At 66.8% G+C, this 20,020-nt stretch carries 14 protein-coding genes; 8 read left to right on the forward strand and 6 right to left on the reverse strand.

Annotated elements, in window-relative coordinates; translation table 11 throughout:
- Positions 1–31 precede the first annotated feature (31 nt).
- The 4 genes from BO1_RS02000 to BO1_RS02015 all read right to left on the reverse strand — a co-directional run bounded on the left by BO1_RS02000 (position 32) and on the right by BO1_RS02015 (position 6,478).
- Positions 32–2,257, reverse strand: coding sequence for a polysaccharide biosynthesis tyrosine autokinase (locus BO1_RS02000; protein WP_028216112.1), 2,226 nt, complete (start codon positions 2,255–2,257; stop codon positions 32–34).
- A gap of 118 nt (positions 2,258–2,375) precedes the next feature.
- A complete protein-coding gene (locus BO1_RS02005) occupies positions 2,376–3,764 on the reverse strand; it encodes an undecaprenyl-phosphate glucose phosphotransferase (protein WP_028216113.1) in 1,389 nt (462 codons plus the stop codon).
- Between the two features lie 31 nt (positions 3,765–3,795).
- Positions 3,796–5,325, reverse strand: a complete 1,530-nt coding sequence (locus BO1_RS02010) for a mannose-1-phosphate guanylyltransferase/mannose-6-phosphate isomerase (RefSeq protein ID WP_028216114.1) — start codon at positions 5,323–5,325, stop codon at positions 3,796–3,798.
- A gap of 166 nt (positions 5,326–5,491) precedes the next feature.
- Positions 5,492–6,478: a GlxA family transcriptional regulator gene (locus BO1_RS02015; protein ID WP_028216115.1), complete on the reverse strand. Its 987-nt coding sequence runs from the start codon at positions 6,476–6,478 to the stop codon at positions 5,492–5,494.
- Between the two features lie 615 nt (positions 6,479–7,093).
- On the opposite strand from BO1_RS02015, the gene BO1_RS49345 reads away from it, so the two are divergent.
- The 3 genes from BO1_RS49345 to BO1_RS02030 all read left to right on the forward strand — a co-directional run bounded on the left by BO1_RS49345 (position 7,094) and on the right by BO1_RS02030 (position 10,985).
- Positions 7,094–9,088: a hypothetical protein gene (locus BO1_RS49345; RefSeq protein WP_052409338.1), complete on the forward strand. Its 1,995-nt coding sequence runs from the start codon at positions 7,094–7,096 to the stop codon at positions 9,086–9,088.
- Positions 9,089–9,311: 223 nt separating this feature from the next.
- The gene (locus tag BO1_RS02025) at positions 9,312–9,764 is read left to right on the forward strand and encodes a GDP-mannose mannosyl hydrolase (RefSeq protein WP_028216116.1); all 453 of its coding nucleotides are present in this window, start codon (positions 9,312–9,314) and stop codon (positions 9,762–9,764) included.
- 213 nt (positions 9,765–9,977) lie between these two features.
- A complete protein-coding gene (locus BO1_RS02030; RefSeq protein ID WP_043283547.1) occupies positions 9,978–10,985 on the forward strand; it encodes a GlxA family transcriptional regulator in 1,008 nt (335 codons plus the stop codon).
- Between the two features lie 98 nt (positions 10,986–11,083).
- On the opposite strand, the gene hmpA is transcribed toward BO1_RS02030, so the two are convergent.
- Positions 11,084–12,295, reverse strand: a complete 1,212-nt coding sequence (hmpA, locus tag BO1_RS02035; RefSeq protein ID WP_028216118.1) for an NO-inducible flavohemoprotein — start codon at positions 12,293–12,295, stop codon at positions 11,084–11,086.
- A 177-nt stretch (positions 12,296–12,472) separates the two neighbouring features.
- Positions 12,473–13,078 carry a cob(I)yrinic acid a,c-diamide adenosyltransferase gene (locus tag BO1_RS02040; RefSeq protein WP_028216119.1) on the reverse strand — a complete coding sequence of 202 codons (606 nt, stop codon included), beginning with the start codon at positions 13,076–13,078 and terminating at the stop codon, positions 12,473–12,475.
- Between the two features lie 120 nt (positions 13,079–13,198).
- Here BO1_RS02040 and BO1_RS02045 point away from each other — a divergent pair, with 120 nt between their 5' ends.
- The 5 genes from BO1_RS02045 to BO1_RS02070 all read left to right on the forward strand — a co-directional run bounded on the left by BO1_RS02045 (position 13,199) and on the right by BO1_RS02070 (position 19,858).
- Entirely contained in the window at positions 13,199–14,623 is a 1,425-nt protein-coding gene (locus tag BO1_RS02045; protein WP_028216120.1) for an FAD-binding oxidoreductase, read from the forward strand.
- 129 nt (positions 14,624–14,752) lie between these two features.
- Positions 14,753–16,258 carry an FAD-linked oxidase C-terminal domain-containing protein gene (locus BO1_RS02050; protein ID WP_028216121.1) on the forward strand — a complete coding sequence of 502 codons (1,506 nt, stop codon included), beginning with the start codon at positions 14,753–14,755 and terminating at the stop codon, positions 16,256–16,258.
- A gap of 349 nt (positions 16,259–16,607) precedes the next feature.
- The gene (gene glcE, locus BO1_RS02060) at positions 16,608–17,696 is read left to right on the forward strand and encodes a glycolate oxidase subunit GlcE (RefSeq protein WP_028216122.1); all 1,089 of its coding nucleotides are present in this window, start codon (positions 16,608–16,610) and stop codon (positions 17,694–17,696) included.
- 18 nt (positions 17,697–17,714) lie between these two features.
- Positions 17,715–18,944: a glycolate oxidase subunit GlcF gene (gene glcF, locus BO1_RS02065; protein WP_028216123.1), complete on the forward strand. Its 1,230-nt coding sequence runs from the start codon at positions 17,715–17,717 to the stop codon at positions 18,942–18,944.
- Between the two features lie 215 nt (positions 18,945–19,159).
- Positions 19,160–19,858, forward strand: coding sequence for a YggS family pyridoxal phosphate-dependent enzyme (locus BO1_RS02070; protein WP_028216124.1), 699 nt, complete (start codon positions 19,160–19,162; stop codon positions 19,856–19,858).
- The last annotated feature ends 162 nt before the right edge of the window (positions 19,859–20,020 follow it).

Consider the following 20,020-nt stretch of genomic DNA (forward strand, 5'->3'; position numbering starts at 1 on the left):
GCGCGGCGCCGGCCGGCCGCGGACGTCCTGCTCAACCCGCAATGCTTTCGTATCCGTAGTAGCCGCCGCGATAGCCGCCGCCGGCGAACGCGCCGGTCTTCGGCACGTCGGTGAGCAGCACGCCGCACAGGTTCACGCCGCCGTTGCGCAGGCGCTTGACGGTCTCCTCGAGCTCGGAGAGCGGATGCCGGCCGTGGCGGATCGCCAGCAGCGACGTCCCCGCGTAGCGCCCGATCACGGTCGAGTCGGTCACCGCGAGCACCGGCGGCGTATCGACGATCACGAGGTCGTACTTCTCTTTCAGCTCGTCGAGCAGCGCCTCGAAGCGCGCGCTCATCAGCAATTCGGACGGGTGCGCATGCAGCGAGCCCTTGGCGAGCACGTCGAGGCCCGGCAGCACCTCGTGCTGGATCGCCGTGTGCAGGTCGGCGCCGAGCAGCACGTCGGAGAGTCCCGGCTGATGCGCAATGCCGAAGTGCGAGTGGACGTCGCCGCGCCGCATGTCGCCGTCGACGATCAGCACGCGCTTGTTCACCGACGCGACCAGCGCCGCGAGATTGACCGACAGGAACGACTTGCCGACGTCGGGCCGCGAGCCGGTCAGCATCACGATGTTGTTGCGCGCGTCGTTCAGCGTGAGCTGCAGCGAGGTGCGCAGGCTGCGCACGCCCTCGACCGCGACGTCCTGCGGCGATTGCTGCGCGAGCACGTGCAGCCCGCGCCGGCGCAACGACACGTGGTGCTGCAGCCGCAACTGCTGCGCGCTGCGCGGCACCACCGCGAAGACCGGCACGCCGAGCGCCGCCTCGAGCTCGTCGGGACGCTCGACGCCGCCGTACAGCGACTTGCGCACGAAGGCAATCAGGATGCCCAGCACGATCCCACCGGCGAAGGACAGAACGATCACGAGCACGCGCCTGGGCCGCACCGGGTCGTTGGGCGCCTGCGCGTAATCGACGACCCGCACGTCGCCGACCTGGCCCGCCTTCGCAACGCGCAGCTCCTGCGCGCTGTTCAGGAGGTTGGTGTACAGCTCCGTGTCCACGTGCACGTCGCGCAGCAGCCGCACCGCGGTCTGCTCGGTGTCGGGCAAGGAAGCGACGTTGCGTGTCAGCGCCCCCTGCGCGTGTTGCAGCGTCGCGATCTGCGCGTCGAGCGCGGCGACCGCCGGGTGATGCTCGGTGAAGCGCTGGGCCAGTTCCGCCCGTTGCTGCTGCAGATCTTCGAGACGCGTCTTGTTGTCGACGACCTGCTGAAGCAATAGCCGGCTTTCTTCGCCCAGGTCGACCGTGCCGTGCTCGTTGCGGAACTTGTTGTAGCGCTGCTCGGCTGCGTCGAGCTGCGCGCGCAACTGCGGCAGTTGTTCGTCGAGGAACCCCAGCATGTGCTCCGCTTCAGCGGAACGGCTTTCCACGTCCTGCACGATGAACTCGCGCGCCATGTTGTTGAGGATCGCCGCGGTCAGCTGGCTGTCGTGCCCTTCGAGGCTCGCGCGAATCACGCCCGACTGCAGCCCGACTTCGGACACGTCGAGCGCGCGCTGCAGGCGTTCGACGGTGGTCAGCGTCGAGGCACGCGTGAGCACGAACGGCGTGTCGGGAGGCCCGCTGAGACGTTCCACACGCAGGGCGATCGGACCGTCGACCGTGTTGACCGCAACGTCCTCACCCACGCGGCCCTGGAGCAGCGCGGCGCCATCGGGGTCGCGCAGCACGAAGCTGCCGTCCTCGCCCGCGACCAGCGTGAAGTTGCGGTCGTACAGCGTATCCGGCGTGTCGAAGCGCGACACCACGATATCGCCACTGCCCCACGCATAGCCGGACGGCTTCAAGGACGATGGCAGCTTCACGCCCCAGTTGCCGTTCACAAGTCCGGAGAAGAGCGCGCCGATGACCGGCAGCTCGCGCGGGTGCGCAGCGATGTCCAGATGCAGGCGGCGCACCGTCTCCTCGGTGACGATGCGGGATTTCAGCATCTCGATCTCGCCGTTTGCGGACGTCTTCGTATCGAACATGCCGGTGAGCGGCGGCAGGCTGGCGTCCTTCTTGCTGCTGTCGGTCTTGTCCACCATATGGAACAGCACGTCGGCGCGATAGGTCGGCCGGGCGAGGAAGGCATACGAGGCGCCGAGCAGCGTGACGGCGAGCGTCACGAGCGCAATGACTCGCCAGCTCGAGACGATGGTTTGCAGATAGTCGCCCAGATATCGCTCGTCGGCGCCTGCCACGGCATAACCGCCTTCAAAGTTCATCGCCATCGTCGATCTCCCGAAACCTGGTGAAACTCGCGCGGAGTGCCTGTGCGTCGATCGCTTCGCCGGTGTCCGCGTCCCGCGTTCATTCAGCACACTTATTCAGCATGCTCAGCCTGCGTTCTCAGTAAGCGTTGGGACTGGTCAGCCCGTGAGCGATCGTGGCCGCGATGATGCGCATGTCGAGCCAGAACGACCAATGGCCGAGGTAGTACAGATCGTGCGCCACGCGCAGTTCCATTTTTTCGAGGCGATCGGTCTCGCCGCGAAAGCCGTTGACCTGCGCCCAGCCCGTGATGCCCGGCTTGATGCGGTAGCGGTGGATGTACCCTGTCACCACGCGCTGGTAGAGATCGTCGTGCTCGAGCGCGTGCGGGCGTGGGCCGACCACCGACATGTCGCCACGCAACACGTTGTAGAACTGCGGCAGCTCGTCGAGACTCGTGCGACGCAGGAACGCGCCCAGCCGCGTGACGCGCGGGTCGCCGCGCGTCGCCTGGCTGAGCGTGCCCGGCGCTTCGGTATGCTCGCGCATCGTGCGGAACTTGTAGATCGTGAACACGCGGCCGTCAGCCCCCTTGCGGCGCTGCCTGAAGAGGACCGGCCCGCGCGACGAGAGCTTCACGGCGATGGCGATGCCGATCAAAAGCGGCATCAGGCCGAGGAGCGCCGCGCTCGCGAACAGCCGGTCGAACAGCGCCTTCTTGAACTGTGCGCCCGCGGACAACGGCGAGGCGACCAGATTGATCGCCGGCACGCCGAGCAGCTCGATCACGCTGCTGGTGTTGAAGAGCGCCAGCGAGCGCACGTCGGGAATGAAGCGGATATTCACGAGATCGTTGCGGAATTCGGTGACGAGCCGCACCACGGTGCGCTCTTCGGCCAGCGAGAGCGCGAGCCACAGCTCGTGCACGTCATGCTCGCGGATGTATTGGGCGAACGCCTCGATGGTGTCGCAGAGCGTCGCCTGGCCAGCGTTTGCGGGCCGCATCTGCGGCATCGTGTTGTAGAGCGCGGCGGCGCGAAAACCCGAGCCCGGCTCGGCATCGATGCGCCGCGCGATCTCGTCGCACTGCGAGGCCGATCCGGCGATCGCGACCTGATGAAGATTGTGTCCCGCGCGCCGCACGCGCGCGAGCACGCCATGCGCGCCGATGCGCCACGCGATGAGCAGCGCGCCGGACATCGCGGTCCAGTACGCGAACCAGAGACGCGAAACCGCGTCCACATGATGCACCATCGAGTACATCGCAATCAGCGCGCAGCCCTGCACCACCAGCCACGCGAGCGACACCTCGCCGGCCAGCAGCGCCTTCGAGCGGCCGCGCCACGACTGATAAAGCTCGAACGCCGGAAAGATCGTAAGGGTGAACGCGGCCGCCAGCAGCACGAACGCCTCGTTCATGCCGCGCGGCGCGATGTCGTCGAAGCGAATCTGCGACGCCACGCTCGCGCCCAGCCCCACCGCGGTCACGTCCAGCAGCCTCGCCATCAGGTTTTGAAGCTCGCGCATGTCAGTCACCTTGCCGCTCGCGCCGGGCCGCTCAACTGCAGCGGCCGTAGGTATCGTCGAAGCGGACGATATCGTCCTCACCGAGGTACGCTCCCGATTGCACCTCGATGATCTCGAGCGGCACCTTGCCGGGGTTTTCGAGCCGATGGCGCACGCCAAGCGGTATATAGGTCGACTCGTTCTCGCTCAACAGGAAGGATTCCTCACCACGTGTGACGAGTGCGGTTCCGCGCACGACGGTCCAATGCTCCGCGCGATGGTGATGCAGTTGCAGCGAGAGCCGCGCGCCGGGTGTCACGACAATGCGCTTCACCTGAAAACGCTCGCCATGATCGATCGAGTCGTAGAAACCCCATGGGCGCTGGACCTTGCGGTGCTCGTCGGCCTCGGGTGCGTGCTGCGCCTTGATGCGCGAGACCAGCCCCTTCACCTCCTGGACCTTCGAGCGGTCGACGACCAGCACCGCGTCGGCGGTCTCGACCACGACGAGGTTCGAAGTGCCCACGCAGGCGACGAGACGGCCTTCGGAATGCGCATAGCTCGCGACGGCGCCTTCGAACATCACGCGCCCGCGCCCCGCGTTGCCGGCTTCGTCCTTTTCCATCGCGGCCCACACGGCGTCCCACGAGCCGAGGTCTGACCAGCCCGCGTCGAGCGCGACCACCACACCTTCGGGTGCCCAGCCGCTGCTGCTGGAAAGCCGCTCCATCACCGCGTAATCGATCGAGTCGGCAGGCGTGCGCGCGAACGCCGCCGCGTCCGGACGAAATACCGTGCCGTCCATCTGCCCGTCGGCGAACGCCGCGAGGCAGGCCGCATGCATATCGGGCTGCAGCGCGCGCAGCGCATCGAGCCAGACGCTCGCGCGCATCACGAAGATGCCGCTATTCCACCAGTAGCCGCCCTGCGCGACGTATTGCGCGGCAAGCTCGGCCGCGGGCTTTTCGACGAAGCCGTCGATGCGGTGCGCACCGTCTTCGAGCGCCGCGCCCACGCGGATGTAGCCAAAGCCCGTCTCGGGCGAGCGCGGCGGCACGCCGAGCGTGACGATCGCACCGCGCTGCGCGTGGCGCGCGGCGCATGCGAGCGCGCGCTGCAAGGCGCCCACGTCGGTGATCGCGTGATCGGACGGCATCACGACAAGGATCGCGTCGTCGCCGTTCGCGCTCGCAAGCGCCGCGCCGAGCGTGAGGGCGGGCGCCGTGTCACGGCGCGCGGGCTCGATCACGAGCCGCGCGTCCATGCCGCACGCGTGCAGTTGCTCGGCGATGACGAAGCGGTGAGGCTCGCCGCACACGACGATTGGCGCGCCCGCCACCTGCCAGCCCGGCGGGAAACCGTCGAGCCGGCGCACTGTCGCCTGCAGCAGCGTATCGCTGCCGACCACGCCGATCAGCTGTTTCGGAAAATGCTCGCGCGACATGGGCCACAAGCGCGTGCCCGAGCCACCCGCCAGCACCACCGGCACGATGCGTGTGCACGCAAGCGCATCGCTCTGCGGCGCGTCTGGCGCGACAGCTTGCGGGAGCACTTCTTGACCTACCCCTGATCTTTCATTCATGTTCGTACTCCTATACATCAGAGAGGGTCACATCGCCTCGCCGCGCACGATCCGCAACCTTAAGGAAGCCGCGGCTAAATGACGGCCAGGGGCACGCCTGGCGGGTCAATAGCCGGACGAATGAGCGGACGAATACGCGAGGGATTAAGCGGCTTGCCGGCGGCGCTCACCCTCTTGCTTCGCGACGGCTTTGCTCGCGATACTCGGATGGCGAAATCATCATGCGCTTACGGAAAATCTTGGCGAGACGATCGCCATTTCCCATGCCAGTGCGGCGCGCGATCTTGTCGACCGGCAACTCCGAATCGGTCAGCAGGCTGCAGGTAATGGCGAGCCGCGCATGCAGCAGATAGTTCGACGGCGTGATGCCCATCTCCAGCTTGAAGCGGCGCAGGAAATTGCGCTCGCTCATCGCGGCGACCTGCGCGGCGTCGGCAATCGAGATCGCCCGCTGGCAGTTCTCCTGCAGCCAGCGCGCGGCCGTTCGCACCTTGTCGGCGGGCGCGCTGCCGAGCGCGTCGCCAAGGAACGGGGTCAGGTTGCCGCCCGAGTCGGGCATCAAACGGTCAGTCACCGCACGCGCGATGTCCACGCCCAGATCGCGCTTGACAAGCGTGAGCGCGCTCTTCATCGACTCGAGCCGGTCACTGCCGTCGCCGCCGGGTTCGTCGTACACGTTGTGCACCGGGTACGAGCATGCCGCGCTCTGGCTGCACAGGCTCGCCGCCTCCAGCAGCGAGCGCCCTTCGCCGATCGGGCGGATCGTGCCCGTATTCGCGTGCACATGGCGCAACCAGGCGATCAGGCGCTCGTCGTTGGCGGCCGCGTATGCACCCTTGCCGCCCGCGACGAAGAGCGCGTCGAATCCCACATAGTGATGCGCATCGAGCCCATCGGTCCAGACCCGCACCGACGACGAGCAGGTCACGTTGCCGCCATCGGAGGAAAGGATCCTCACGTCATAAGGCAAGCAGCGTGACGCATCCGACGACAGTTCGTTGGCGACATGAAACACCTCCGCCACAATGCCGGCGCCGAGCAGCGAGCAGCCATCGAATAGCAGTATCGCGATGTGGCGCACCTCACGACTGATACCCGAGGTCACCAGATGCGCATGAGCGAACGGCGGCAAATCCAGACTTGCGTATGCCATGCTTTTCCTCCAAACACTCCCCGTCCAAAGCGAAAAGTCCTGGTAATAGCATTCGGTGTGCAGTGCATCATAGGCAGAGAAAAATCAGCGCAACGACGACTGACCGAAACTGGCGAGACATTGGCGCATTTAGTCCGGTCGCGAACCGTTTTGAAGCATGCACCTTACCGCTCGCATCGAAAAACGAGCCGTTCAAGCGCCGATTTCTTCGATGAAGTGAACAAAGCGTGCACGCCTTACAAAAGGCGGCATAGCGGCCATTAATACGACAAAAGCCGGCGTTGTCTTCCGATCTTTGCGCGGACGCAGGATGGAAAAAAGGGGGGCGGAAAAGCAATAACTGCGCGCTCATTCGTCCGATTTAAATGGGCTGAATAAGCTTTAAACGCCGGATCGGCGTGCGCATTCAGGATATTAACCGTTTCAAATTTGGTTGCACTGCACAATTACAAATAATCGATGCGGGCGCTTATATGCCCAAATGACAGTGCGCCGTCAATTGCGCGGCCTGCGTGCGCCAGCGCACGGACAATTGCGTGAAAAGCCTGGACCCTGGCGGTGCGCGCAGGCTGCGAACCGCTAGGCTTGCCTTTCCACGCTGCCGGGAATTCGCCGATGAAGCTGCGCTCCTCCGTTGGGTCCGCTCCGAAGCATGCGCGGGCCACGCATGCCCCTGACGTTGCGCTCGCCACGCGGGCCGACTCGCGTCAGGCGGCATTGCCTGCGGCGCTCGCCTTCAGGTCCGCCGGCTTGCTCGCGCTTGCGCTCGGCGCCCTGGTCGCCACGCAAACGTGCCGCGCCGCCGACGCGCCGGTCTGCCGCCGCGGCCCCGGCGTCATCGCGGCGCCGGCGGGCGACGAACTGATCTCGGCCGACACGCCCGGTAGCGACGGCACGCGGCTCTTTGCGCACGGCAAGGGCGTGCGCATCGAGGTGCTCACGCGCGCCGCGCGCGACGACACGGTGCAATGGCAGATCGCCGATACGTGGGGCCGCTCCGCGGCGAGCGGCACCTTCCCCGTGCCGGCCGGCGCGCGCATCACCTCGCTCGTCTGCACGATGCCGCTCGCGGGTTACTTCGCATTCTCCGCCTCGCTCGCCTCTGAACCCGCCGTCGGCTTGCCTCAGCGCGGCACACGTCCGGCCGGCATCGCCACATTCGGCGTGCTGCCCGACGTTTTCGCCACCTTGCCGGCGCCGCGCTTCACGCGCCAGGACCAGCATCGCTTCGGCGGCCAGGGCACGGCCTACATCGCGCCCGGCCAGCACTGCTGCGGCGGCGACGGCTTTCGTCCGCTCTATACCGACCTCGGTCTCGCGTGGGCCAACGACAACCGCAACTGGTACATCATGGAGCCGAAAGGTCCGGATACGTTCGATCCCTCGAGCGCGCAGCTCGCCAGCGGATTTCGCCCCGGCGACATCATGCGGCTGATTCTGCTCGATGGCATACCGGCGTGGGCGAGCGCGAACGGCCAGGAAACCCATAGCTACGCGCCCGCCTCGGAGGCACAACTACGCGATTACATGGCGCGCGTGGGCACCGAGTCCGCGCGCGTGCGCGCGAGGACCTTCCCGCGCGAGGCGCACAACTACTACCAGGTCACGTGGGAGCCCGACCCGGAGGGCGGCCTGCCATGGAAAGACACCGACGCCCATTTCGTCGATCTCTATGCCTCCGTCTGGCAAGGCATTCACGCCACCGACCCCTCCGCGGTCGTGATGGGGCTCACCTATTCCGGCGTGAGCGACAACACGAAGTGGCTCAGACATTTCGCACAACTTGGCATTGCGCGCTATCTCGACGGCCTCACGATCCACGGCTATTACGACTTCGGCACGAGCCCCTCGCATCCGCCCGAGCGGCTCGCCGACGCCCCCGCGGGCGGCACGCCCTCCTTGCCCGTCGCGATGCGCGAACTGCGGGCCGCGATGCACGAATTGCTCAAGCCCGGTGCGCCGCTGTTCGTGACCGAGACCGGCATCAGCTACGACATCGGCGCGAAGTACGGCCCGCACTATCCCGACGCGCAGACGCTTTACGCACAGGGCGCGGTGGTCGCGCGCACGCATTTGATCATGCTGGGCGAAGGTGCGGACGTGACCTTCGTGTTCTACGGTGCGGACATGCCGGAAACCACGCCCGGCTACGGTGTGTTTTTCGAGCTCGATCATCCGCAGGGCGCCTATGGCGCGGCGAACATCAGCCCCAAGCCGGCCGCGCTCGCGGTTGCGGCCATGACACGCCTGATAGACGGCACCTTCACGCTCGGGCCGCTGCGCGGCACGCCCGCCGGCGTCTACGCCTATGCGTTCGCGCGGCCCGACGGCAAGGTGGTCACGGCGCTGTGGAGCCACGACAACGCGCACTGGAGCGCGAGCGCCGGTTTCGACGCGACCCGCGCGACCCTCTGGACGCTCCAGGTGGATGCGCGTGGCCGCTCGGGCCAGGTGAGCGTGTTCGACATGATGGGCAACGTCTCGACGATGCGCTACAAGGACGGGCTGCTGCCGCTCAGCCTGACCGAGTCGCCGGTCTACGTGGTGTCCGACAACGCGGCCGTCGTCAAGGCGAACGCGATGACGCCCGCAGGCTACGTCACGCACTGAGGCCGCAAAGGAGGCAGCGCAGTGCCTCGCATTGCCAGGCTGCGCGCATCTTGGCCCGCGATAGCGAAACTTCGGCGGCAAACGACAGTGCGCCGCAATATTGCGCCGCCTAGACTGATTGCAGTTGACCGCGGTGCCGCGCGCTTCATACGTGTCGTACGCTTCGTACGCTTCGCCGCTTTCTGCGCCACGCGTCTTCTCCACCCTACGGAAACGCCCGCTCATGCTGTCGCCTACCGAATTCCTCGATGTGGTGCGCCTCGCGCCGCTCGTCGCGATCGACCTGATCGTCGCGGACCCGGATGGCCGCATCCTCGTGGGCCAGCGGCGCAATCGTCCCGCGCGCGGCACGTGGTTCGTGCCGGGTGGACGCATCCGCAAGGAGGAACGTCTGGACGCCGCGTTTGCACGCATCGTCGAAACGGAGCTTGGCATCGCAGGCATGCAGCGATCGGCTGCGCGCTTTGGCGGCGTGTACGAGCATCTGTATCCGGACAACTTCGCGGCGGAGAACGGCATCGGCACGCATTACGTGGTGCTCGCCTACGCGTTCACGCTCGACAGCACCGTGGCGGTCGGGCGCTTCGACCAGCACAGCCAGTATGCGTGGCTCACGCCTGAGGAACTGCTCACACGCGACGACGTGCACGCGAATACGAAGGCTTATTTCCGCTAGGTGCGTGGCGCCCAGGACGCACGGGCGCATGCGCCGAAGGCTGCGTAACCAGCGCCTATCGAACCATTCTGCCAATTTCTCGGCGTTTTCCGACTGCGCCGCGCGGCGGCGACAGCTTGCGGCCTATCATGAGGGCCATCGAAACGCGGCCTGTCTGCACCCGCGAAAACGCAACGTACTCCTGCGAATCCATTTCTGCGCAAGGAACCGGCCATGCACATCGATCGGGTGATCTGCCGGCAAGCCGCTTTCGGGCCACGCGGCACTCACTTCAACCTGGCACACATGGGCAAGCGCATCGGCATTCTGGTTTTCGAGGGTTTCCCGCTCGGGGACGTGAGTCTGCTCGCCGATGTGTTTCGTCTTGCGAACGATGCCTGCGCCGGCATGCTGCCGTTCTATTCGCTTGCGATGCTCTCCGAGGCGGGCAACAGCGTCGCGAGCAACTGCGGGCTGCGCGTCTGGACAGAGAGTTTGCACGGGCCGCTGCGCGGCGCCTTCGACACCCTCTTCATCGCGGGCGGCTCGGGCGCCACCCGGGCGCGCGACAACGAACGCTTGCTCGCGCGCCTGCAGGCACTCGTGCCAAAGGTGCGCATCGTGCGCGCGCTCGGCGAGGGACGCGCGGTGCTCGCCGCCGCCGACATGTCGTTCCTGCGCACCGGCTTGAACGCCGCGGCCTCGGCGCAGCGACTGCGCCGCTCGCTCGAGGCGCATCAAGCGAGCGCTTCGGTGATCTCGACGCCGCCCGAGGCGCTGCTTGCCGCGCTGAAGGTCGTCAAGCGCAATCTGGGCATCGCGCTCGCGCAGCGGGTCTCCGAAGACGCGATGCCTGGCGCGTGGGAGCGCATTGGACCCATGCTCGACGACGGCGAATCGGACAGCGCGAATGGCAAGATCAGCTCGGCCGCGCACTGGCTGCGCGAGAACTACCACCAGCCGATCACCGTTGCCGATGCGGCGCGCGTCGCGCAGATGAGCATGCGCAACTTCCTGCGTCACTTCAAAACGCAGACCGGCCTCACACCTTCCGAATATCTGCTGCGCGCGCGCCTCGACGCCAGTTGCCTGCTGCTCGCGCAAACCAATCTGCCGATCGACGAGATTGCGCAACGCTGCGGCGTGCCGCGCGGCGAGCAGCTCGCACGGATCTTCCGGCGCCGTCTGTCGATCTCGCCGTCTGGTTATCGCGCGGTGAACCGGCGCGCGTCGCAGGAGTAAGGCGCGAGAGCGAGCCGCCTGCGCTGCGCGGACCCGCAAACGCGCGACGCCGCGCATGCGCGCGGCGCCTGAAGATCACGCCGTTTCGGCGCGACGCGTTACAGCATGCCGGAGCCGAAGATCTCCGTGTGGATGCGCGCGGGATCGACGCCGCGGGCGACCAGCGCGTCGCGCTGCGCGCGCATGAATGCGACCGGGCCGCAGACGTAGTAGTCGGCATCCGGCAGGATCGCGTCCGCGGCGATGCGCTCGAGCTCGACGCGGCCTTCGAAGTCGTAGTCGATGCCCATGCGGTCCGCTGCGCCCACTTCTTCATAGAACACCGCGAGCTTCACGTTCGGATGCTCGGCCGCGCTGCGGCGCATCCAGTCGCCGAACGCATGCACGCTGCGGTTACGGCAGGCGTGCACGAAGCTCACCTTGCGCTCGCTGCGCTCGCTGCGCTCGGCCAGCAACGTGGCAAGCATCGACGCCATCGGCGTGACACCCACGCCGCCGCTCATCAGCACAACCGGCGTGGTCTTGTTGCGGTTGAGCTTAAATTCGCCCATCGGCGCGCTCACGTGCACGATCGCGCCTTCTTCCACGCCGTCATGCAGCAGGTTCGAGACGTGGCCCGGCTCCACGTCGCCGCGGCCGTCTTCGCGCTTGACCGAGATGCGCAGCCAGCCGCCGTGCGGTGCGTCGGAGAGGCTGTACTGGCGCGGCTGGTCGACGCCCAGCTTGTCGACATAGCGCGTCACGCTCACGTATTGGCCCGGTTCGAAGCCACCGGCCGGCGCCCCGTCGGCGGGCGCGAGATAGAACGAGGTGATCTCTTCACTTTCAATCTGCTTTCGCACCACCTTGAACGGACGGAAGCCGCTCCACGGCGCCGCTTCATAGAGCTTCGCCTCGGCGCCGATCATGATGTTCGCGAGCTGCTCGTAAGCCACCGCCCAGGCGTCGAGCGTGGGCTGATCGACGGCGTCGCCGAGCACGTCCACCACCGCGCCCAGCAAATGACGGCCGACGATCGGATAGTGCTCCGGACGGATGTTCAGGCTCGCGTGCTTGTTCGCGATGTGCGAGACCGCGCCGCCGAGTGCGCCGAGATTGTCGATGTTCGCCGCATAAGCGTAGACCGCGCGTGCGAGCGTTTCGGGCTGGCTGCCGCTCTGCTGGTGCGTCTGGTTGAAGAGATTCTTCAGCTCCGGATGCGCGTTGAACATCCGCTTGTAGAAGTGCTTCGTGATGGTGGTGCCGTGTTCGGCGAAAACGGGCGCGGTGGCCTTGACGCGGGCAATCTGGTCGGCGGTGAGCGCAGTCATTGCGGCTTCTCCTTGTTAAACATGCATATACGATACATGTTTAAAGAGACGAGCCGGCCCAGGCATTTTGTCGCACCCCAGCATTGTCCGCATTGTTCTGATTGCGCGGTGGGAGCGGCATCGGCGGTCCGGTTTTCCAGGCGGTCGCCGCTCCTCTACCGCTTCGTTTCGACCCCTTTATTCGTCGGAGCCGGCTTCGGGCTGGCCATTTGCTGCACCGCGGTCGTGGCGCCAGAGCACGTCGGCGCCACCTGCCGCCCGGTTGAGCACGCGCGCGAGCACGAACATCAGGTCGGAGAGCCGGTTCACATACCGGCGCGGCGTTTGCGCGAGCGGCGCGGTCGATGCGTTCGAGCCCTGCTCGGCGCCGAGCGCGACGATCAGGCGCTCCGCGCGCCGGCACACGGTGCGGCAGACATGCGCGAGCGCCGCCGCGCGCGAGCCGCCGGGCAGGATGAACTCCTTGAGCGGCGGCAGCGTGGCGTTGTACTCGGCGAGCCAGCCGTCCAGACGCGCAAGATGAGCGTCCGTGACGATGGTGTGGCCCGGCATGCACAGCTCGCCGCCCAGGTCGAACAAATCGTGCTGAATCGCCGTCAGCGCGGCGCGCACGTCGTCGGGCAGTGTCTCGCACAGCAGCACGCCGATGTGCGAATTCAGCTCGTCGACTTCGCCGATCGCGGCGATGCGCGTGTCGTCCTTGCGCACGCGGCTGCCGTCGCCGAGGCCCGTCGTGCCGTCGTCGCCGGTGCGTGTGGCGATCTTGCTCAGGCGGTTGCCCATGTGTCTCTCCGTATCGCAAACAGGTTGAATCGTCATTGTCTCGTGCGCGAACGCCGGTGTGAACGTTGAGCGTAAAATGAAACGCGCTGAATATCACGTTCAAACGAAGGAGACACCCGCGTGAATCATCCCGCGCCGCCGGCCGCTACGTCCGCTCCCCGCCGTCCGTTCCCCGCCGATCTCCTCGACCAGTTGCGCAGCGCGTTCGGCGAACGCGTGTCCACCTCCGAAGCCATGCGCGCGCATCATGGCCGCGACGAATCGCGCTTCGATCCGCAGTTGCCCGACGCCGTCGTCTTCGCGCAAAACACCGAAGAGGTCCAGGCCATCGTGAGACTGTGCGCGCAATATGGCGTGCCGATCATTCCCTATGGCAACGGCTCGTCGCTCGAAGGGCATCTGCTCGCGGTACAGGGCGGCGTCTCGATCGACCTCTCGCAGATGAACCGCGTGCTCGCGATCAACGCCGAAGATCTCACCGTCACCGTCGAGCCCGGCATCTCGCGCAAGGCGCTCAATGAAGCGCTGCGCGACACCGGCCTCTTCTTCCCCATCGATCCGGGCGCGGATGCGAGCATCGGCGGCATGTCGGCGACGCGCGCCTCCGGCACCAACGCCGTGCGCTACGGCACGATGCGCGAGAACGTGCTCGGCCTCACCGCCGTGCTCGCGGACGGCCGCCTCATCAAGACCGGCACGCGCGCGCGCAAGTCGTCGGCGGGATATGACCTCACGCGTCTTTTCGTGGGCTCCGAGGGCACGCTTGGCGTGATCACCGAAATCACGGTGCGGCTCTACCCGCAGCCCGAAGCGGTGTCCGCCGCGGTCTGCGCGTTTCCTTCGATGGCCGAGGCCGTGCGCACGGTCATCGAGACGATCCAGATGGGCGTGCCGATCGCGCGCGTGGAATTCATCGATTCGCTCGCGGTGCGCGCGATCAATCGCCATTCGAACCTGACGCTGCGCGAGAAGCACACGCTGTTCTTCGAGTTCCATGGCACCGAAGCGGGCGTGGCCGAACAGGCGCAGCTCGTGCAGGAGCTGGCCGCGCAAAACGGCGGCGAAGGCTTCGAATGGGCCACGCGCCCCGAAGACCGCAACCGCCTGTGGAACGCGCGGCACAGCGCCTACTTCGCCATGTTGCAGCTCAGGCCCGGCTGCCGCGCCGTGACGACGGACGTCTGCGTGCCGATCTCGCGCCTCGCCGAATGCGTGGTGGAGACCGAGGCCGACCTCAAGGCCTCGCCGCTGCCCTGCCCGATCGTGGGCCACGTGGGCGACGGCAACTTCCATGTCGCGATCCTGATCGATCCGGACAAGCCCGAGGAAATCGAGGAAGCTGAACGCCTGAACCACCGCATCGTGCAGCGCGCGATCCGCATGGACGGCACCTGCACGGGCGAGCATGGCGTGGGGTTGCACAAGATGGACTTCCTCGTGGAAGAGCATGGCGCCGACACGGTCGACACGATGCGCGCCATCAAGCACGCACTCGATCCGCACAATCTGATGAACCCCGGCAAGATCTTCAGTTGGGCGGCGTAGTCGGGGACGTCCGGGTTTGAGCGCCCCGCTCGAAGCGGGAGCGCCATACAGGCAAAGGCAACAACGGCAACAACGGCCCGGACGGACAACGATCGGGCCACAATCATCATGCATGGGACCGGAGGAGAGATGAACGCACCGGAGGCGAATTTGCCGGAGCTGACGCCGGAAGTCCTCGCGCAACGGCAGCGCGAAGTCGTTCAGGCGTTGATGGCGGTGCTGCCCGCGCACTGCCTGCTGCATCGGGAAGAAGACACGGTCGCCTATGAATGCGACGGGCTCGCCGCATACCGGCGGCTGCCGCTTGCCGTCGCGCTGCCGGAGACGGAATCGCAGGTGCAGCGCATCGTGCAGATCTGCCGGCGCCTCGACGTGCCAATCGTGCCGCGTGGCGCAGGCACGGGTCTGTCGGGCGGCGCCATGCCGATCCGCCATGGCATCGTGCTCTCGCTCGCGCGCTTCAAGCGCATCCTCGAAGTCGATCCGTACGCGCGCACGGCCACCGTGCAGCCCGGCGTGCGCAATCTCGCGGTGTCCGACGCCGCCGCGCCTTACGGCCTCTATTACGCACCCGACCCGTCGTCGCAGATCGCCTGCACGATCGGCGGCAATGTCTCCGAGAATTCGGGCGGCGTGCATTGCCTCAAATACGGCCTCACCGTGCATAACGTGCTGCGCGTGCGCGCGGTGACGATGGACGCCGAGATCGTGGAGTTCGGCTCGCTCGCTCCCGACGCGCCGGGCCTCGATCTGCTCGCGGTGATGATTGGCAGCGAGGGCATGTTCGCTATCGTCACCGAGGTCACAGTCAAGCTGATTCCGCGGCCGCAGACGGCGCAGGTGATCATGGCGAGCTTCGACGACGTCGTGAAAGGCGGCGACGCGGTGGCGGGGATCGTCGCCGCGGGCATCATTCCCGCGGGCCTCGAAATGATGGACAAGCCCGCCACGCGCGCGGTGGAAGAGTTCGTCAACGCGGGCTACGACCTCGACGCCGCCGCGATCCTGCTGTGCGAATCCGATGGCACCCCCGAGGAAGTCGCCGAGGAAGTTGCACGCATGACCATCGTGCTGCGCGAGCATGGCGCCACGCGCATCCAGATCTCGCGCACCGAGGAAGAGCGCCTGCGGTTCTGGTCTGGCCGCAAGAACGCGTTTCCGGCCGCGGGCCGCATTTCTCCCGACTATTACTGCATGGACGGCACCGTGCCGCGCCGTGCGATCGGGCCGCTGCTCGCGCGCATCCACGAAATGGAAGCGCAATACGGGCTGCGCTGCATCAACGTATTTCATGCGGGCGACGGCAACATGCACCCGCTCATCCTCTTCAACGGCAACGATCTCGACGAGTGGCACCGCGCCGAGGCGTTCGGCGCGGACATCCTCGAAACTTGCGTGGAGCTGGGCGGCACGGTCACGGGCGAGCACGGCGTGGGCATCGAGAAGATCAACTCGATGTGCGTGCAGTTCTCGCGCGAGGAGCGCGACGCTTTTCACGCCGTGAAGCATGCTTTCGACCCGGCCGGCCTGCTGAACCCCGACAAGGGCATCCCCACGCGGGCACGCTGCGCCGAATACGGGAAGATGCACGTGCGCGGGAACCTGCTGCCGCATCCGGACCTGCCGCGCTTTTGAACTCCGCTCCTGGACCGCGCTGGCGCACCGCCCGAAGCGGTGCGCCAACTGGGACGTAAAGCGCATAGGTCATGCAAGTGCCGATGCATGCGCCCTACGTAGTGCGCAGTGCATGCGTTTTGCGTAACCATCTGGCGTGCATCGCACTAAATCTTGCGTTTTGCATGCCAATCGCAGGCATCACGCCCGATTTCACCCGCTTGCACGACCCACTGCGTGCCGTCGCCGGTCGCCATCGGCGGCCTCCGTCGTTTGCACCCTGCCACCATGCGGGCCTGCCCCGGGTTGCCAGAGTGGGGCGCGTCAGTACAATCGAACGAATCACAACGACAAACGCGCCATGGAAATCATGGAAGAGGAAGACATCGTCGCGGTCTGGTCCGAGCGCATCCGCGCAGCGACCGCAGACGGGCGCACGCTGCGCATACGCGGCGGCGGCACGAAAGACTGGTATGGCCAGATGCTCGAAGGCGAGGTGCTCGACACGCGCGCGCACCGGGGCATCGTTTCCTACGACCCGGCCGAGCTCGTCATCACGGCGCGAGCCGGCACGCCCCTGCTCGAGATCGAGCACGCGCTCGCGGCGCATGGCCAGATGCTGCCCTTCGAGCCGCCCCACTTCGGCCCCCAGGCCACGTTCGGCGGCTGCATCGCCGCCGGCATTGCCGGGCCGCGCCGCGCGAGCGCGGGTGCCGCCCGCGATTTCGTGCTGGGCGCGGTGCTCATGAACGGGCACGGCGAAGTGCTGCACTTTGGCGGCCAGGTCGTGAAGAACGTGGCCGGATACGATGTCTCGCGCCTGATGGCGGGCTCGCTCGGCACGCTCGGCCTCATTCTCGAGCTTTCGGTGAAAGTGCTGCCCGTGGCGCAGGCGGAGACCACGCTCAAGTTCGACATGAACGGCACGGACGCCGTGCGCAAGCTCAACGAATGGGGCGGCCGGCCACTGCCGATGACGGCCAGCGCCTGGCGCAACGGCACGCTCGCCGTGCGGCTCGCGGGCGCCGAGGCAGGTGTGAAGGCCGCGCGTGCGTTGCTTGGCGGTGAAGTCGTGGACGCCGTGGAGGCGGAACGCTTCTGGGCGGGACTGCGCGAGCAGACCGACCCGTTCTTCGGCTCGATTACGCCCGGCGCCGCGCTGTGGCGTCTCGCGCTGCCCTCGATTGCCGAGCCATTGCAGTTGCCGGGCGCGCAGCTGATGGAATGGGGCGGCGCGCAACGCTGGTGGATCACCGAAACCGACGCGCAAACCGTGCGCATCAGCGCGAAGCAGGCCGGCGGCCATGCCACGATGTTCCGCACGGGCCGCGACTACGACCGCAGCGCCGGGGTGTTCACGCCCCTGCCCGCGCCACTCATGAAGATCCACCGCGGCCTGAAGGCCGCGTTCGATCCGGCCCGCGTCTTCAATCGCGGGCGCCTCTATTCCGACTTCTGACCGGACCTTCACGCGGCAATGCAGACGAACCTCGCGGACTTCATTCGCAACACTCCCGACGGCGACGAAGCCGACGCGATCCTGCGCAAGTGCGTGCACTGCGGCTTCTGTACCGCGACCTGCCCGACCTACCAGTTGCTCGGCGACGAGCTGGACGGCCCCCGCGGGCGCATCTATCTGATGAAACAGATGGTGGAAGGCGCCCCTGTCACGAAAAGCACGCTCACGCACCTGGACCGCTGCCTCACCTGCCGCAGCTGCGAAACCACCTGCCCTTCCGGCGTGCAATACGGCCGGCTCGTGGAAGTGGGCCGCAAGCATGCCGAGCAAATGGTGCCGCGCCCGTTGCGCCAGCGCCTCACGCGCCGCTTCCTCGCGGGCTTCCTGCCGCACCGCATGCTGTTTTCGCCGGTCATGCGCGTGGCCCAGCAAGTGCGCGCACTGCTGCCGCGGCGCGTGCGCGACAAGGTGCCGGTGCGCCAGCGCCCGCTCGCGTGGCCCACGGCAAAGCATGCGCGCAAGATGCTCATGCTCGCGGGGTGCGTGCAGCCTTCGATGATGCCGAACATCAACACGGCCACGGCGCGCGTGCTCGACGCGCTCGGCATCGAAACCGTGGTGGCGCCGCAGGCCGGCTGCTGCGGCGCGATCCGCCTGCACCTCGGCTACGTGGACGATGCGCTGCACGACGTGCGCGCGAACATCGACGCCTGGTGGCCGTACGTCGAGCAAGGCGTGGAAGCGATCGTCATGAACGCCTCCGGTTGCGGCGCGACGGTCAAGGAATACGCGCACCTGCTGCGCAACGATCCGGCCTACGCGGACAAGGCGCGACGCATTGCCGATCTCACGCGCGATCTTTCGGAGATCCTGCCCGCGTTCCAGGACCAGCTCGTAGCGGCCACACGCCGGCGCGGCATTCACAGCGTGGCGTATCACCCGCCGTGCACGCTGCAGCATGGCCAGCAACTGCGCGGCGGCGTGGAGAAGGTGCTCGCCGCGCTGGGGCTGGACGTGCGCCTGCCCGTCGACAGCCACCTGTGCTGCGGCTCCGCCGGGACCTATTCGATCACGCAGCCGCGCCTGTCCTACACGCTGCGCAACCAGAAGGTGGAGCGGCTCAAGGCGCTGGAGCCGCAACTGATCGTTTCGGCGAACATCGGCTGCATCGCGCACCTGCAAAGCGGCACGACGATTCCGGTCACGCACTGGATCGAACTCGTGGAACATATGCTGGCGGCCAACTGAGCCTGAGGGTTTCGATGACGAACCAGCGTAGCGAATCGCCGCTTGCGCCAACAGTCGGCCATTCGGCATAGGGCTTTCGGCGGACCGCAAACCGGCTTTTGAGCGCCGGGGGCGGTCCGCATAGTCCGTATAATGGCCCTCGTTCGTTTCAAGTTCGCCACTACGGCCACGGCACGCGCGCGAGCGCGGCAATGCCTCGGCCGGCCTCCATGCCGATGACCGATTTCGCTCACAATCTCGAAGCCGTCCGCCAGCGCATCGCCGCCGCCGCACGCAATGCGGGCCGCGCGCCGGAATCCGTCGCGCTGCTCGCCGTATCGAAGACCTTTCCGGCGCAAGACGTGCGCGCCGCACACGCAGCGGGCCAGCGGGCCTTCGGCGAAAACTACGTGCAGGAAGCCGTGGACAAGATCGAGACGCTCGCTGATTTGCGCGCGAGCCTCGAATGGCATTTCATCGGACCGCTGCAATCGAACAAGACGCGCGCCGTGGCGGAGCGTTTCGACTGGGTGCATTCCGTCGACCGTCTCAAGATCGCGCAGCGTCTCTCCGAGCAGCGCCCGGCTGGCATGGCGCCGCTGAACGTCTGCCTGCAGGTGAACGTGAGCGGCGAGGCGACCAAGAGCGGCGTGGCACCGCAGGAAGCCGCGCAGGTCGCGCACGCCGTCGCCGCGTTGCCCAACCTGCGTTTGCGCGGGCTGATGTCGATTCCCGAGCCCGAAGCGACGCTCGACGCGCAGCGCGCACCGCACCGGCAGTTGCGCGAGCTCTTCGATGCCCTGCGCGCCGATGGCCTCGCGCTCGACACGCTCTCGATGGGCATGTCGGCGGACCTCGAAGCCGCCGTGCTCGAAGGCGCGACTATCGTGCGCGTCGGCACCGCCATCTTCGGTGCACGCGATTACTCCCACTGATCCACTGACGCACTCCAACACCGTCAATCACCCCGGCCTAAAGGCCGGAGCTTGTGGGAGGTTCCACTAGCTCGAGTTTGACCAGACCCAGTGCCGTGAAGCACTACGTTGTGCAGAAGACAGTAGACCCACCGTCGAATGCTTCCTCAGTTCGACGCTCTG

The organism is Paraburkholderia oxyphila NBRC 105797 (assembly GCF_000685075.1).
In the GTDB taxonomy this organism is placed as follows: domain Bacteria; phylum Pseudomonadota; class Gammaproteobacteria; order Burkholderiales; family Burkholderiaceae; genus Paraburkholderia; species Paraburkholderia oxyphila.